This is a genomic window from Herbaspirillum autotrophicum (assembly GCF_001189915.1).
GTDB classification, from domain to species: Bacteria; Pseudomonadota; Gammaproteobacteria; order Burkholderiales; family Burkholderiaceae_D; genus Herbaspirillum; species Herbaspirillum autotrophicum.
The window spans coordinates 66,551-81,524 of the sequence record NZ_LFLS01000004.1; the positions used below are offsets into that span (position 1 = coordinate 66,551).

General features: G+C 59.7%; 13 protein-coding genes. 4 read left to right on the forward strand and 9 right to left on the reverse strand.

Annotated features, from left to right (window positions below):
• Positions 1-28: 28 nt before the first annotated feature.
• The 3 genes from AKL27_RS04210 to AKL27_RS27545 form a co-directional block, all read right to left on the reverse strand.
• A complete protein-coding gene (locus AKL27_RS04210; protein WP_083438862.1) occupies positions 29-1,024 on the reverse strand; it encodes an AraC family transcriptional regulator in 996 nt (331 codons plus the stop codon).
• 752 nt (positions 1,025-1,776) lie between these two features.
• Positions 1,777-2,796 (reverse strand): LysR family transcriptional regulator, encoded by a 1,020-nt coding sequence (locus tag AKL27_RS04215; RefSeq protein WP_050461713.1) that lies wholly within the window; start codon positions 2,794-2,796, stop codon positions 1,777-1,779.
• Between the two features lie 28 nt (positions 2,797-2,824).
• Positions 2,825-2,989 carry a hypothetical protein gene (locus tag AKL27_RS27545; protein ID WP_157056790.1) on the reverse strand — a complete coding sequence of 55 codons (165 nt, stop codon included), beginning with the start codon at positions 2,987-2,989 and terminating at the stop codon, positions 2,825-2,827.
• A 176-nt stretch (positions 2,990-3,165) separates the two neighbouring features.
• On the opposite strand from AKL27_RS27545, the gene AKL27_RS04220 reads away from it, so the two are divergent.
• From AKL27_RS04220 to AKL27_RS04235, 4 genes are read left to right on the forward strand one after another with little or no spacing between them, the layout of a single operon-like run.
• Positions 3,166-3,999 carry an alpha/beta hydrolase fold domain-containing protein gene (locus AKL27_RS04220; RefSeq protein WP_408609753.1) on the forward strand — a complete coding sequence of 278 codons (834 nt, stop codon included), beginning with the start codon at positions 3,166-3,168 and terminating at the stop codon, positions 3,997-3,999.
• Positions 4,000-4,010: 11 nt separating this feature from the next.
• Positions 4,011-5,204: an efflux RND transporter periplasmic adaptor subunit gene (locus tag AKL27_RS04225; protein WP_050461544.1), complete on the forward strand. Its 1,194-nt coding sequence runs from the start codon at positions 4,011-4,013 to the stop codon at positions 5,202-5,204.
• 43 nt (positions 5,205-5,247) lie between these two features.
• A complete protein-coding gene (locus AKL27_RS04230) occupies positions 5,248-8,460 on the forward strand; it encodes an efflux RND transporter permease subunit (protein ID WP_050461545.1) in 3,213 nt (1,070 codons plus the stop codon).
• An 18-nt stretch (positions 8,461-8,478) separates the two neighbouring features.
• The gene (locus AKL27_RS04235; RefSeq protein ID WP_408609754.1) at positions 8,479-10,026 is read left to right on the forward strand and encodes an efflux transporter outer membrane subunit; all 1,548 of its coding nucleotides are present in this window, start codon (positions 8,479-8,481) and stop codon (positions 10,024-10,026) included.
• Between the two features lie 14 nt (positions 10,027-10,040).
• On the opposite strand, the gene AKL27_RS27550 is transcribed toward AKL27_RS04235, so the two are convergent.
• The 6 genes from AKL27_RS27550 to AKL27_RS04265 form a co-directional block, all read right to left on the reverse strand.
• Positions 10,041-10,487, reverse strand: a complete 447-nt coding sequence (locus AKL27_RS27550) for a hypothetical protein (RefSeq protein WP_157056791.1) — start codon at positions 10,485-10,487, stop codon at positions 10,041-10,043.
• A 104-nt stretch (positions 10,488-10,591) separates the two neighbouring features.
• The gene (locus AKL27_RS04245; RefSeq protein WP_050461547.1) at positions 10,592-11,641 is read right to left on the reverse strand and encodes a FliM/FliN family flagellar motor switch protein; all 1,050 of its coding nucleotides are present in this window, start codon (positions 11,639-11,641) and stop codon (positions 10,592-10,594) included.
• Complete coding sequence (locus AKL27_RS04250; protein WP_050461548.1) at positions 11,638-12,273, reverse strand: FliH/SctL family protein; 636 nt, start codon at positions 12,271-12,273, stop codon at positions 11,638-11,640. Before AKL27_RS04250 ends, AKL27_RS04245 begins: the two co-directional genes overlap by 4 nt.
• On the reverse strand, positions 12,251-12,943 hold the full coding sequence (locus tag AKL27_RS04255) for a hypothetical protein (RefSeq protein ID WP_050461549.1): 693 nt from the start codon (positions 12,941-12,943) through the stop codon (positions 12,251-12,253). The genes AKL27_RS04250 and AKL27_RS04255 overlap by 23 nt, the downstream gene beginning before the upstream one ends.
• A complete protein-coding gene (locus tag AKL27_RS04260; RefSeq protein ID WP_050461550.1) occupies positions 12,927-13,745 on the reverse strand; it encodes a tetratricopeptide repeat protein in 819 nt (272 codons plus the stop codon). Before AKL27_RS04260 ends, AKL27_RS04255 begins: the two co-directional genes overlap by 17 nt.
• A gap of 10 nt (positions 13,746-13,755) precedes the next feature.
• Positions 13,756-14,457 (reverse strand): FHA domain-containing protein, encoded by a 702-nt coding sequence (locus tag AKL27_RS04265; protein ID WP_157056792.1) that lies wholly within the window; start codon positions 14,455-14,457, stop codon positions 13,756-13,758.
• Positions 14,458-14,974 lie beyond the last annotated feature (517 nt).

The window sequence follows — 14,974 nt, forward strand, 5'->3', positions numbered from 1 at the left end:
TTGTGTCACATCGCGCTGCCGGCGGCAATTACAGCAACGGTGCTTCTTCCTCTTGCCAGCGGCGCTTGTCACGCAGCGGCGGTGCGCCGAACATGCGGCTGTATTCGCGGCTGAACTGCGACGAACTTTCATAACCCACCGTCTGCGCCGCAATCGCGACACTGATGTCATCGGCCAGAATCAAACGACGTGCTTCCTGCAACCGCAGGTTCTTTTGATATTGCAGCGGGCTCATCGCCGTCACCACCTTGAAATGATGATGCAGCGACGACACGCTCATGTGCACATCGCGGGCAATCGCATCGACCCGCAACGGCTGCACGAAATTTTCCTTCATCAGCCGGATGGCCTTGGCAATGCGATTCATCTGACTGTCTTGCAGTGCGGTCTGGCGCAGCAGGGCGCCCTGCCCGTTCATCAGCAGGCGATACAAGATCTCGCGCTTGATCATCGGCGCCATGATCGGAATATCGCGCGGCGTTTCCAGCAAGCGCAACAACCGCAGCACGGCATCGAGCAGAGTGGCATTGAGACGGTTGACGAACAGGCCGCGCGAGGCATCCGAAGAAATGCCCTGCGGCAGACTTTCATCACCAATCAGTGCGCCGATCTCCTTGGTATCGAGATCCATGCGCAGGCCGAGATAAGGTTGCTCGGCGCAACTGGTCATCACCTTGCCGACCATCGGCAAATCCACTGACGACACCAGATAGTGCATGGGATCGTAATCATAGATGTCGTCGCCGACAAACAAGCGCTTGGAACCTTGCGCGATGACTGCAAAGGCCGGTTTCTGCACCGCATGCTTGGGACCGGAAGGATTGGCGATGCGATGCACCGCCACGCCTTCGATGCCGGTCTCCAGTGACCCTTCGATGCCTTCCGTCAGACGCGCTATCAAGGTCACCAGCTCGCGCTGCGCCATGACCAGGCGCGCATCGGCATCGTCCTGAGCGGGTGTGGCAGGCAAAGATGGCGGCGGCGTGTCGGCCGCAGCGTAGCGGGGAGTGTCATTCAGATCCATAATGATTCCGGATGGCGGGTGGAAGCCTGCAGCTTACTCCTGATTTGCTGCTTGCCTGAATCTCCAGCGCTCACTCGCGGAGAATCAGGCAATAAATCAAGAGAATCAGGTATCCCGACCGGGTCCAGCGGCGTGATTGCCGCTGATCCGGCATGCAACCAGAGCATCCGCACTCGCAGCCATTGCCGTTCGCAACGGTGCATGCACACCCTCTGCAAAGGCCCGATACTATTGCCGCACAACCGCTATCAGGATTCGGCTCGCGTTCCCGACAACCAATACCGGCAGAAAAAATTACCGTCGCGATCAAGTGCGACCGTACAGGTTCGATTCGTCACCCGCGGGAAGAAAAATGCCTGATTACCCGATGAATCGGAGAATCAGGCAAAAAATTGACAGCTTTCAGCAAGTGGAAATTGCTGCACTGCGCGCATAATCTCATCCAACCCATGACACACGAACTGCAGACTGTCCGTCGATCCCCGTAGCGATCCACAGCCAAAGACAGGGCATCACGACACCGCCGGCAACTGCTGCGACATTCGCATCGCGTAGCCACTGACTTTTCCAGATTTGATGACCGCCGGCCTCGCCGGCAGCCGCGTTCGTTGCGCTTATCCCGCAGCGGCGTGGCCGCCCCGACTTTGCACCGAACCCGAACAGGAAGCGCGCCCATGCAACCACACGCACAAATGAAAACAGCGACCCGCCCGCAACCGGGCGCGCCGCTGCATGTCGCAACGAACACGTATTCAGAATACGTTTTCGGCGATGTTGTGCTGTTCGATGACAGCGCGAATGGTATTGCTTTCGGCGGTAGTGGCGAAGCGGCATTCCTGGAGGTCGTCGCCGATATCCATCTGACAGCCTTTTTGCAACGGACAAGTAGCGAACAGTTCGGCCACCCAGTCGACAAACGCGCGCACCTTGGGCGACAAGTGGCGATTGTGCAGATACACCACCGAAATCGGCATCGGCACCGGTTTCCATTCCGACAGCACTTCGACCAGTTGGCCATCTTCCAGGTACGGCAGGATCATGTACATCGGCGCCTGCACCAGACCAAAACCTTGCAGCGCGCAGGCGACGTAGGCATCGCCATCGTTGACCGACAACTTGCCGGCCATCTTCACTTCGGTACTGACGCCATCCACCAGGAAATCCCAGTCGATGGTGCGGCCGGTACGGCTGGAAAAATAATGCACCGATTTGTGATCTTGCAGATCGGCGATGGTGTGCGGCATGCCGTGACGCTCGAAATACGTCGGCGAACCGCAGGTGACCGACTGAAAAGTGCCGATGCGGCGCGCCACCATGCTGGAATCCTGCAGATCGCCGACGCGGATCACGCAGTCGACCGCCTCTTGCACCATATCGACCGGGCGGTCGCTCATGCCCATGACCAGTTCGATGTCGGGGTACTTGGTATAGAAATCGCACAGGTGCGGCAGCAGCAACAGGCGTCCGATCGAAGCCGGCACGTCAATCCGCAGGCGTCCTTGCGGACCGCGCGTGACATTGCGAAACGAGGCTTCGGTTTCGTCCACTTCGGCCAGGATGCGCACGCAGCGCTCGTAATACGCGGCGCCGTCGGGCGTCAGACTGATGCGACGCGTGGTGCGGTTGAGCAGGCGTACCTGCAACAGACTTTCCAGCCCCTGCACGATCGTCGTCACCGTAGTGCGTGGCAAGTTGAGATTGTCGGCGGCGCGCGTAAAGCTGTTGGCGTCGACCACTGCGGTGAAAACCTGCATTGCCTGAAAACGATCCATTTGATTCTCCCTGTCCACGACCATCTGGTCATCGGATTGACGCAAATCGCCAGCGGCGATTGTTTTGCAACAGTGGCAAAAACGCATTTTTTTCTGCCAATTTGCCATCTTTTAGTGCCATCGGCAGGCTTTTCCCGGCTTCGGTCCGGCTATTTGAAAACCCGGGAAAGGCGCGATGGCCTTGCTCAGGCATCGATTTCACCCAAACTAATTCGGCTATTTTACGCCGATTGTTCGAGCAGGACGACTAGTGTTGTTGGTTTTGATGTCTTTATCCGGTCCCATGCTGTGCCGCACAATCCGCTTCAACTTAGCGAATCCGGCGTTGATCGCCGCCAGCACATCATGCAAGCCCATCAAGAAAAACCTGTGAACGAAGCCAGCAACGTCAGCAATTTTGCCGTTCCCGGCCCGCTCGGCGACATTCCCGTACGCCTCTATCAACCGGCCGGCACCAGCAAAGCCGGCGCCCTGCTGCCGCTGGTGCTGTACTTTCACGGCGGCGGTTTCGTGGCCGGCAATCTCGACGACGCCGAACTGCAAGCGCAATACATTTCGCGCCACAGCCACGCCGCAGTATTGTCGGTGGCCTACGCGCTGGCGCCCGCCAAGCCGTTTCCGGCAGCGCCGGAAGATGCTTATGCCGCCGCATGCTGGGCCGTGAAACATGCCGGCCACCTGCATATCGACCCGACCCGCATCGCGGTCGCGGGCGACGATGCCGGTGGCAATCTGGCCGCCAGCCTGACCATGATCACGCGTGACCGCTGCGCCATGCCGTTTGCGGCGCAAGTACTGATCAGCCCCATGCTGGACCCGAGCATGACGCTGCTGGGCGACGCCAAGCGCCTGAACTCGGACATGACCGCGCGCGAATGTGCCGACAGTTATCGCCAGTATTTGCCGCAAACCATGCAACGCCTGCATCCCTATGCGGCGCCAATGGAAGCCAGCCGGCTGGCGGGATTGCCATCGGCCTTCATCGCCACTGCCGGCTGCGATGTACTACATAACGAAGCCGAAAAATATGCCGCCTCGCTGATTCTGGCCGGCGTCCACACCCAGGTTGCGCGCTTTGCCGGCATTACCCACGGCGCCCTGCGTACCCATATTCCGCTGCTCAAAGAAATCGTCGAATTCCTGCGCCGCCGCTTCAGCGTCGCCAGTGCAGGCCCATCAAACCTTGTCTTCCAACCTTCTTAATGAGGTCCGTCATGTCCAATAAATTCACTTTCCGTAACCGCTATACCATCACCGCGGCAGTGTTCGCCGTTATCGCCATCGCGGTCGCCGGCACCTTGTCGGCCATCGGCGTCGACTCCACCGCCAATGCCCAGCAAGCACCGCAAGCCGCCAGCGTTGACGTGGCCGAAGTGGTCAGCAAGCAAATCATCGACTGGCAGCAATATTCCGGTCGCCTGGAAGCGGTGGACCGCGTCGAAATCCGGCCGCTGGTGTCCGGCACCATGACCGCCGTGCACTTCAAGGATGGCGCACTGGTCAAGAAAGGCGATGTGCTGTTTACCATCGATCCGCGTCCCTATGCGGCCGAAGTAGCGCGCACGCAGGCGCAACTGGCCGGCGCCGAAGCGCGGGCCGCCTATACCGCTTCGGATGTCGCCCGTGGTCAGCGTTTGCTGGCCGACAATGCCATCGCGCGGCGCGATTTTGAAGAAAAGCAAAACGCTTCGCGCGAAGCCGCCGCCAATGTACAGGCAGCACAAGCGGCGCTGCGCTCGGCCAAACTGAACCTGGAATACACGCAAATCACCGCGCCGGTATCCGGTCGTATTTCGCGCGCGGAAGTCACCGTCGGCAACATCGTCTCGGTCGGTTCCAGCACGCCGCCGCTGAGCACACTGGTATCGGTATCGAAGATTTACGCTTCGTTCGACGTCGATGAGCAAAGCTTCCTCAAGTTCGTCAATCCGGCCCGCGCCAAGGGTTCACAAGTGCCGGTCTACCTCGGCCTGGCCAACGAAGATGCTTACTCGCGTGAAGGCAAGGTCGGTTCGGTCGACAATCGTCTCGATTCCTCGTCCGGCACCATCCGCGTGCGCGCCGTGTTCGACAATGCCGATGGTCAACTGATCCCCGGTTTGTATGCGCGCATCCGTCTCGGTGGCGGCGCCCCGCGCGATGCCTTGCTGATCGATGAAAAAGCCATCGGCACCGATCAGGACAAGCGTTTCGTCCTGGTGCTCGACAAGACCAACCACGCTACCTATCGCGAAGTGCGCGTCGGTGCCAATCAGGATGGCTTGCGCGTCATTGAAAGCGGTCTCAAGAGCGGTGAACGCATCGTCGTCAACGGCCTGCAACGGATCCGTCCGGGTGACAGCGTCGCCCCGAACGTGGTGCCGATGACCAAGGTTGCCACTGCCAACCCGGCAGCAAAGAAGGCTTGATCAACTACCTCAAGCCATAAAAGATCATTAACGGGAAACTCCCATGAATATTTCAAAATTCTTTATCGACCGCCCGATTTTTGCCGGCGTGTTATCGATATTGCTGTTACTGGCCGGGGTGTTGGCCATGTTTCAGTTACCCATTTCCGAATATCCGGAAGTGGTGCCGCCATCGGTGGTAGTGCGCGCGCAGTATCCCGGCGCCAATCCCAAGGTCATCGCCGAAACCGTGGCCTCGCCACTGGAAGAGCAGATCAACGGCGTGGAAAACATGCTATACATGCAGTCGCAAGCCAACAGCGACGGCAATCTGACCATCACGGTCAACTTCCGTCTCGGCGTTGATCCGGACAAGGCCCAGCAACTGGTGCAAAACCGCGTCTCGCAAGCGTTGCCGCGTTTGCCGGAAGATGTGCAACGTCTCGGCGTGACCACCATCAAGAGTTCACCGACGCTGACCATGGTGGTGCATCTGATCTCGCCCGACGACCGCTACGACATGACGTACCTGCGCAACTACGCAGTGCTCAACATCAAGGACCGGCTGGCACGGATTCAGGGTGTGGGTGAAGTCGGCCTGTTCGGTTCGGGCAATTACGCCATGCGCGTCTGGCTCGATCCGCAAAAAGTGGCGCAGCGCGGCCTGACCGCCAGCGATGTCGTCAAAGCCATCCGTGAACAAAACGTGCAAGTCGCCGCCGGTGTGATCGGTGCATCGCCCAATTCGCCTGAAGTGCCGATGCAATTGTCGGTCAATGCTCAGGGCCGTCTGAAGACCGAAGGTGAATTCCGCGACATCATTCTGAAAAGTTCGCCGGATGGTGGCATCACCAAACTCGGTGACGTCGCCCGGGTAGAACTGGCGGCTTCCGAATATGGCTTGCGTTCACTGCTGGACAACAAGCAGGCAGTAGCGATTCCGATCTTCCAGGCGCCCGGCGCCAATGCGCTGGAAATTTCCGATCAGGTACGCGCGGCGATGAAGGACTTGTCGAAAGACTTCCCATCCTCGATTGAATACCGCATCGAATATGACCCGACCCAGTTCGTGCGCGCCAGTATCGAGGCCGTGATTCACACCTTGCTGGAAGCGATTGCGCTGGTGGTGATCGTGGTCATCATCTTCCTGCAAACCTGGCGTGCTTCCATCATTCCCTTGCTGGCAGTGCCAGTGTCGATTGTCGGTACCTTCTCGCTGTTGCTCGGCTTCGGCTATTCCATCAATGCCCTGTCGCTGTTCGGCATGGTGCTCGCTATCGGGATTGTGGTCGACGATGCCATTGTGGTGGTGGAGAACGTCGAACGCAATATTTCCGCCGGATTGACGCCGCGCGAGGCGACCTATCGCGCCATGCAAGAAGTCAGCGGGCCGATCATTGCGATCGCGCTGACGCTGGTGGCGGTGTTCGTTCCGCTGGCCTTCATGACGGGCCTGACCGGTCAGTTCTACAAACAGTTTGCGATGACGATTGCGATTTCCACCGTGATTTCGGCATTCAATTCGCTGACCTTGTCGCCGGCACTGGCTGCCTTGCTGCTCAAAGGCCATGATGCCAAACCGGATTGGCTGACACGCATGATGGACCGCTTCCTCGGTGGTTTCTTCGTCCGCTTCAACCGTTTCTTCAACCGCGCCTCGACTGCCTATGGCAAGGGTGTCACCGGCGTGATTTCGCGCAAGGCTTCGGTGATGGGCGTGTATGCCGTGCTGCTGGCGGCGACTGTCGGGATCGGCTATCTGGTGCCGGGCGGCTTCGTGCCAGGTCAGGACAAGCAATATCTGGTCAGCTTCACGCAATTGCCGAACGGTGCCTCGATTGACCGTACCGAAGACGTGATCCGCAAAATGACCGACATCGCCCTCAAGCAGCCTGGCGTACAAAGTGCGATTGCCTTCCCGGGTCTGTCGATCAATGGCTTCACCAACAGCTCCAGCGCCGGCATCGTCTTCGTCACGCTCAAACCGTTCGAAGAACGCCGCACCAAGGAATTGTCGGGTAATGCCATCGCCGGTGAACTCAACAAGAAATTCGCATCGATCAAGGAAGGCTTCATCGCCGTGTTCCCGCCGCCACCGGTGATGGGTCTCGGTACGCTCGGCGGTTTCAAGATGCAGATTGAAGATCACGGCGCCGTCGGCTATGCCGAACTGGATGCGGCCGCGCAAGCCTTCATGAAAGCGGCACAGAAAGAACCGGCGCTGGGCCCGATGTTCTCCAGCTATCAGATCAACGTGCCGCAACTGGATGTCGCCCTCGACCGTGTGAAAGCCAAGCAACTCGGCATTCCCGTGACCGACGTATTCAACACCATGCAAATCTATCTGGGTTCGCTGTACGTCAACGACTTCAACCGTTTCGGCCGTGTGTATCAGGTACGGGCTCAGGCTGATGCGCCATTCCGCGCCAAGGCCGATGACATCCTCCAACTGAAAACCCGCAATGCCGCCGGCGACATGGTGCCGTTGTCATCCGTGGTCAAGGTCAGCCAGACCTTCGGTCCGGAAATGGTGGTGCGCTATAACGGCTTCACCGCTGCCGACATCAACGGCGGCCCGGCTCCGGGTTACTCGTCGGATCAGGCAGAAAAAGCAGCGGAACGCGTCGCTGCAGCAACCTTGCCGCGCGGTGTGCGTTTCGAATGGACCGATCTGACCTATCAAAAGATTCTGGCGGGTAACGCCGGGGTCTGGGTATTCCCGATCAGCGTGTTGCTGGTGTTCCTGGTGCTGGCAGCGTTGTATGAAAGCCTGACCTTGCCGCTGGCGGTGATCCTGATCGTACCGATGAGCATCCTGGCGGCCCTGACCGGCGTCTGGCTGACCAAGGGCGATAACAACATCTTCACCCAGATTGGTCTGATGGTACTGGTGGGTCTGTCAGCGAAGAACGCGATCCTGATCGTCGAATTCGCCCGTGAACTGGAACTGCAAGGCAGCAGCATCGTCCGTGCCGCGATCGACGCCAGCCGTCTGCGTCTGCGCCCGATCTTGATGACCTCGATTGCTTTCATCATGGGCGTGGTGCCACTGGTGGTATCGAGCGGGGCCGGTTCCGAAATGCGGCAGGCAATGGGTATCGCCGTGTTCTTCGGCATGCTCGGCGTGACGCTGTTCGGCCTGTTCCTGACACCGGTGTTCTATGTGCTGCTGCGTAGCATCGGCGGCGGCAAGAAACTGCACACCGCGCACAAGCATGAAGCGCCGCTGACTGCAGGTACGCATGTCGCAGCCGCTGATGCGCATGACGGCCGCTAATGATCAAAGGAAAATGAAATGAACGCATTGACATTCAACAATCTCGGAGGGCTGCGCGGCAAGTTGCGCCGGCCCGCCCACACCGCCATGCTGGGCTCGGCCCTGCTGGTAGCCATGCTGGTGCTGGCCGGTTGCTCGGTCGCGCCGACCTACGAACGGCCGGCTGTCAGCACCCCGGCCACCTACAAGGAAGCGGCCGATGAAAAAGCCGCTTCCGACTGGAAGACGGCGCAACCGGCAGAAGACATGGCACGCGGCGAATGGTGGAAGATCTTCAACGATGAAGGCTTGAATGCGCTGGAAGTACAGGCGCTGGAAGCCAATCAGAACCTGAAGGCCGCCGCCGCACGTCTGAGCCAGTCGCGCGCCCTGCGCCAGGATGCCCGCTCCGGTCTGTTCCCGCAGATCGACGCCGGCTTCGGCGCCACCCGCCAGCGTCCGTCACCGGCCTCGCAAGGTTTGCCGGCCGATGCCAATACGTCACCCACCACCCTGTGGCGGGCGCAACTCGGCGTGTCCTATGAAGCCGATTTGTTCGGTCGCGTCGCTTCTACGGTTGATGCCGCCAGCGCCGACGCCGAACGCAGCGAAGCCCTGTTCCATTCAGTGCAACTGGCGCTGCAAGCCGACGTCGCGCAACAATATTTCCTGTTGCGCAAACTGGATGCCGAGCAAGAACTGTACAGCGGCACGGTCGAACTGCGTGCGCAATCACTGAAGCTGGTGCAGCGCCGCTTCGACGAAGGCGACATCAGCGAAGTCGATGTCGCCCGCGCCAAATCGGAACTGGCATCGGCGCAATCGGAATCGTTCGGCATCGCCCGTCAGCGCGCCAATGCAGAACATGCGCTGGCCATCCTGCTGGGCAAGACCCCGGCTGAACTGTCGTTCGCGCCGCAACCGCTGACGCGATTGTCGATCAGCATTCCCGCCGGCTTGCCGTCGGCCTTGCTGGAGCGGCGTCCCGACATCGCTGCTGCCGAACGCGCCATGGCGGCGGCCAATGCCCGCGTCGGCGTCGCCCGCGCCGCGTGGTTTCCACGTCTGGACCTGACCGGCGGCCTCGGTTATGAATCGGCCAAGCTCGGCGATCTGTTCAACTGGTCCAGCCGCACCTTCTTGCTCGGACCATTGGTCGGCACTGCATTGTCGCTGCCGATCTTCGACGGCGGCCGCCGCGAGGCCGGTGTCAATCGGGCCCGTGCAGTCTACGACGAAGATGTCGCCAACTATCGCCAGACCGTGCTGACGGCATTCCGCGAAGTCGAAGACAATCTCGCCAGCCTGCGCATTCTGGGCGACCAGACCAAAGCCCAGGACGACGCCGTGCAAGCATCCGGCCGTGCCGCCAAACTGTCGCATGTGCAATATCGGGAAGGATCGGTCAGCTTTCTCAACGTCATCGACGCCGACCGCACCGTGCTGCAACAGCAGCGCGCAGCGGTTCAACTCGATGGTGAACGGGCACGCTCCACGGTAGATCTGATTCGGGCGCTTGGCGGCGGCTGGCATCTGCCGGCCGGCAACATTGCCGCTACGCCGGTCGCCATGGCGCAGTCACGATGACTTGACAGCCTGCGCTACCGGTCGAGAACCTTAGCGTCTTCTGCATATCCCTCTCCAAGCCGTTTCAATTGATTCTCCACATCATCCAGCTGAGTCCGGATGGTGTGGAGTTTTTTTTGTGCATTCTCGAAGGTAATCCGGTGCAAGATCAAGGCTTCACGTTGTTGCTGCAGCAGTCGCAACAAGTTGCGGCGATGACGATGCTGTACGATGATGGCGTTGCGATGCTGTGCCATGGAGGCTGGTCGCAGCAGGTCGGAATCGCGCATGCACTGTTGCTCGCAACTGATGGCGCGGGCGCTCTTCTCAAGTTCTTCCTGCATGGCGGCAACCCGTTGTTCGGTCTGGCGCAACTGCGCTGCGGCCGTGGTCAGCACCAGATGCTGACGACGGTAACTCAACTCATACACCAGCCGTGATTGCTGCCATGGGGTTAAGCGTTTTCTCAGCCTCGCACTCATTTTTGTTCCTGCCCAATATTGCCGGTGTCAGCCAACGCTCGCATCAGAAGCACGCCGGCCGTCTTCCGTATCGGCCGCTGCAAGGCAGCCCGGGTGCCGCTTGATCAGTCGTCACGCCGGCGTCGTGGCGGCACTTCCGCGATCGCGCGCGGCGCTTCCGATGCCACGCCGAAATTGACTTTTTCCAACAGCAAAATGCCCAGACGCTGTCCTACCACTACAATCTCGCCGCGCGCAAAAGGCAGACTGCGACAATACAACGTCACGTTGCGACCGGTACTCAGTTGCGTCAGCGGCAGCACCGATCCACTGGCCAGCGTCGCCACCTGGGACAAGGGCATGACGACCCGCTCCAGCACGATATCAATTTCGGCGCTGAGATTTTCCAGCGCCACCAGTCCTTCGTCATCACTCTCCTGACAGGATTGCATGTCGATGATCTCCGTGGTGTGAACCGTGAACAGTTGGCCCTGCAAATGCCCCAGCAAATGCAGCGCGCCGGTCAGGGTGGTAAAAGAACAAACCAGCTTGCGGCTGTCCGGAAACACTACCGCGTGCGGTTGCAATGTCACCAGATCGGCCAGCCGCAAACCGGTAGCACCGATTTTCCATGTCGCGCTCAGCGGCAAGGTACTCAGGATCGTCAGGATCTGCCGGCGATTGGCGCTTTCATGACGTGCCAGTGCCGCGAACGGTGCGCCGCTGAACGCCACGCTCCCGGTGCGTCCGGCCGGGTCGCGCAACTGAATGGCAACGCTGTGCACCGGCGCGGGAGCGTCGAACAGCACCTGATTGATATGCATCGATACGCCCAGCGCGGCCTCCAGTGCATCCAGCCAGGGCGCAAACAGCCAATCCGCAATGCCGTCGATATCACCGCCATCCTTGACGGCGACAGCGCGCAATACCTGCGCCGACAGTTCCGGCGCCAGCATGCCTGCATCCAACGCCATCAGACAAGGGCCGGCAGCCGTATCGATAAACAATGTCAGAGGATAGGATGCCAGCGGCGCCGCCTCCGAAATGGCATAGGGCACGCCATCCAGCACCGGGGTTACCTGACGCAGGCCGGCAAATGCCAGGCTGTTGCGCATGCGTGCAATTTGTACCGGCATGACCGGCAATGCCGGCCACGCCAATGGCAGCGCATTCATGAAATGCTCCCCTGGAGATTAACGACGCAGTGTTTTTCACAGGCCGCGACAATCCCGAGACGAATCGCCTGCAACTGCACCGACAAACTGCCGTCAATGATGCCGCAGCTACTTTCGACCAGGCAGTCTTGCGCTCGCAGCGCGGCATTGGCTTGTACCTCGCAAATACTGCCCGGCAACTGCTGCGCGATTTCTGCCAGTAACGATTCGGCGTGGGGCAGTTGCCCGGGAGCGACATGAATACGCAACAGTCCCTCCTGACCCGCCGCTTGCAGGCTGCTGCGAATCTGCGCCTGCAACAAATCCGCAGAGGGGATCGCGTCCAGTACCTGCTGCAAACCGCGCATCACCGCTTCCAGCACATCTTGTTCAAAACGTTGCCAGATCAACATGCGGAAGGCAGCCAGTTGCGCCAGCTCCTGAGTCGCACCGGCTTTGCCGTCTTCATAGCCGCGCGCCACCGCAGCGACACGCTCGGCCTGCAATGTGGCTTCCAGTTCATGCCGTTTGTGGCGATACTCCCGCTCCAGTTGTTCTTGCAACCCCGCCAGCTCGCGCACGCCCTCCAGCACTTGCGCCGCCATGACGGGACCGTTGTGCAAACGCCAGTTACCGAATTGCAAAATGGTCATCTTGTCTCCCCTGCATGTCTGATCTGATCATGGCGATATCGGCGGCCACCTGGCACCACGGGCTATCGTTCAACTGCGCCTGAAGCACGCGGTATTGCGCACTTTGCCAGTCGCGCGGCAAGCGCAGCAGAAAGCGGCTGACCAGACCCGGATCCATCGCGCTCAGCGTGGCTGCCATCAAGGCCATGCCGGGCCAGGCTGCGGACTGGCGCTGACACCAGTCCGGCGGCGGCAAACCGATTTGCAGCAGCGTCCGGGATTGATCTGCACTGCCTGCATGCGACGCCACCGTTTGCATGCCATCCCAGCCGATGCGCTGTACCAGTGCATCGTGCTGCGGCCCGGCCACGTTCAGCAACACTTTCTCGCGCAGCAACAGTGCACTCAGCAGACAAAGACTGCGCTCGATTGCAGATTGCGGTTGCATCAGCCAGCGGATGACACTGGTATCCACCGGCAGCCATGGCAGACAAACTTTGTTTTCGCAAAACAAGGCCGCACTCGCCTGTCGCAGCATGCGCCTGCCGGCAGGCGGTTCGCCGTTCCGCAACCACGACGCATCGGCGTCGATTGCCGGCAAAAACAACCAGCGCCGGAGCGCGACGTCACCGGCTGCCCCCGGCGCCCAGAACCGCCGGCCATCGGCACTGAGATCAGGTGCAGAATTCATGGCGTCCTCGCGCTGATCGTCCGCCTGTGGTCGTGATACTGCCGCCAGCAGCGAGCCGGTGCGCCCGGCGCTGTCGCGAAAAGGGTGCCAGCACAGGTAAATCCAGCAAACTTTTTGCTACCAGCACTTCAGGTGTCAGGTGTTGCGCCTGTAACGCCCGACTGATCACTTCCGCTGCCTGCTGCGGCCGTTCCCGCATCAGCAGCACCAGACCCAGCCAGATATGCGCCATACCTTCATCCGGTGCCAGCCAGCAAGCTGTCTCAAACGATACCTGCGCCGCCGGATAAAGCCCCTGATCCAGACGCAACATGCCTGATCCCATGTGCGCCGGCACTGATTCCGGAAACATGCTGATCAGCATCTCAAAAATCTGTTCCGATGCAGGCAAAAAATTGCGTACCCGCGCCAGGTGCCCCAACTCGATCAATTCTTCCGGGCAAACCATGGCCCCGGCCGACAACGACTCTGCGACCTCGGTATCGGCTGCGCTATTGATCGCGCTATCGGTCACCTTGTCGGCCACGAAACGGGTTGCCGGCGTCTCAAGATGCGGATAAGCCTGTCGCATGACTTGCGCAGCGAGCTGGTAACACGCTTGCATCGCATGATGAAAACGCAGCGCCACGGCATCTTCTCCCGCGCCGTCGCACAAGCGGGCATGCGACAGATATCCGGTCCGCAGTTGTTGCGTCAGCCGCAGGCCGAACGCATGACCGCCGGCTCCCGCCAGCCGCCGCTCCAGCAACTGCCGGCCCAATATTTGTGCCAGGGCACTTCGGTTCATCCATGCAGTGGTCATTGGCTGTTCCCTATGTGGTGATCTGAAAAATACCGCTACCGACCTCGGGCCGGGAATCCGCGTTGCATCTGCCGGGACGTAACATGATGCCCGCCGCAAGCACCGCACCGGGTCCCGGCCGATGGCCGTCGTTGTGGTCCGGATAACGACTGGATGCCGGCATCTCCCACGGTGCTCCCGAACGAGGCAGGGCCAGCGTCAGCGCCGCAATCAGCAGCAACAGCGCCGTCGCCATGAGCGCAATCCACTTGCGCGGCGCAGATAAGCGATTCCATTCCAGCCGCAGCAGGCGCAGCGGTGCCCGGCGTAACAGATGAATCCGCTGCGCACGCAAGCTTTGCCGCTGTCGCACCGGTAATGTGCCGATGAAACACTCCACTCCCGCCAGCAACAACAACGTACCGTCCGGCAATCGGTAGCGTCGTCCTGTGCCGGCCACCACATCAAATATGTGTACTGCTCCGCTGAGCGCTGTCATGAGCACCACATCGGCCTGCCTCTTGAGCAAGACATGTTGGCTGCGGATACCATCGTCGAGTAAGGCGATATCAGCGTTGGCGCCATTGCCCAACACCAGCCACTGTGTTTCCGGTATCAGTACCCGGGCCCCGGCATGCAGTCCGTTGCGCACCACCAGATACATGTTGGCATCAGGCGTCTGCAGCGGCGCTGCGACTGAAAGACGATCACTGGCCGTCGTCTGCTTTCTCACGATCCGCGCTCCCCTGACATGATGAAAATCAGGCAGATGAAAAGCTACCGGTCACGCTGACCAGTTCCCTTCCCGCCCCCCGGCATCGCCACGTGCAATTCAGTTGACGCCAACAGCGCCGTCTCTGAATGTCGTATTTATTCGGTCCTCTCCTGCGATGAATAAATTCTACGGACTATGATTTTTTTCCTCCATATCAATTTTTAGAACAACACCTTGCCTGTTTTATCACTGGAAATTTTTTCCCTGCCGTGCGTTCCGCCCACACAAATTGACGAGATGATTTTCGTCTCCGGCAGCTTGAATTTCATGCGTCATCCCGCGATTTTTTTCAGCCCCGGCAGCAGAAAAAGATGTTGCGAATTACGGACGATGAAATATTTTCACAATATTTCATTTCACAACACCGCGTTGGTTCCATAAATGGATATGCTCATTACCGTGATTGCGCAGAAACGAAACACGGACATCACCCGTCCGCTGTTCGCTTTCATGGAAGCAAACAACACATCCTCAG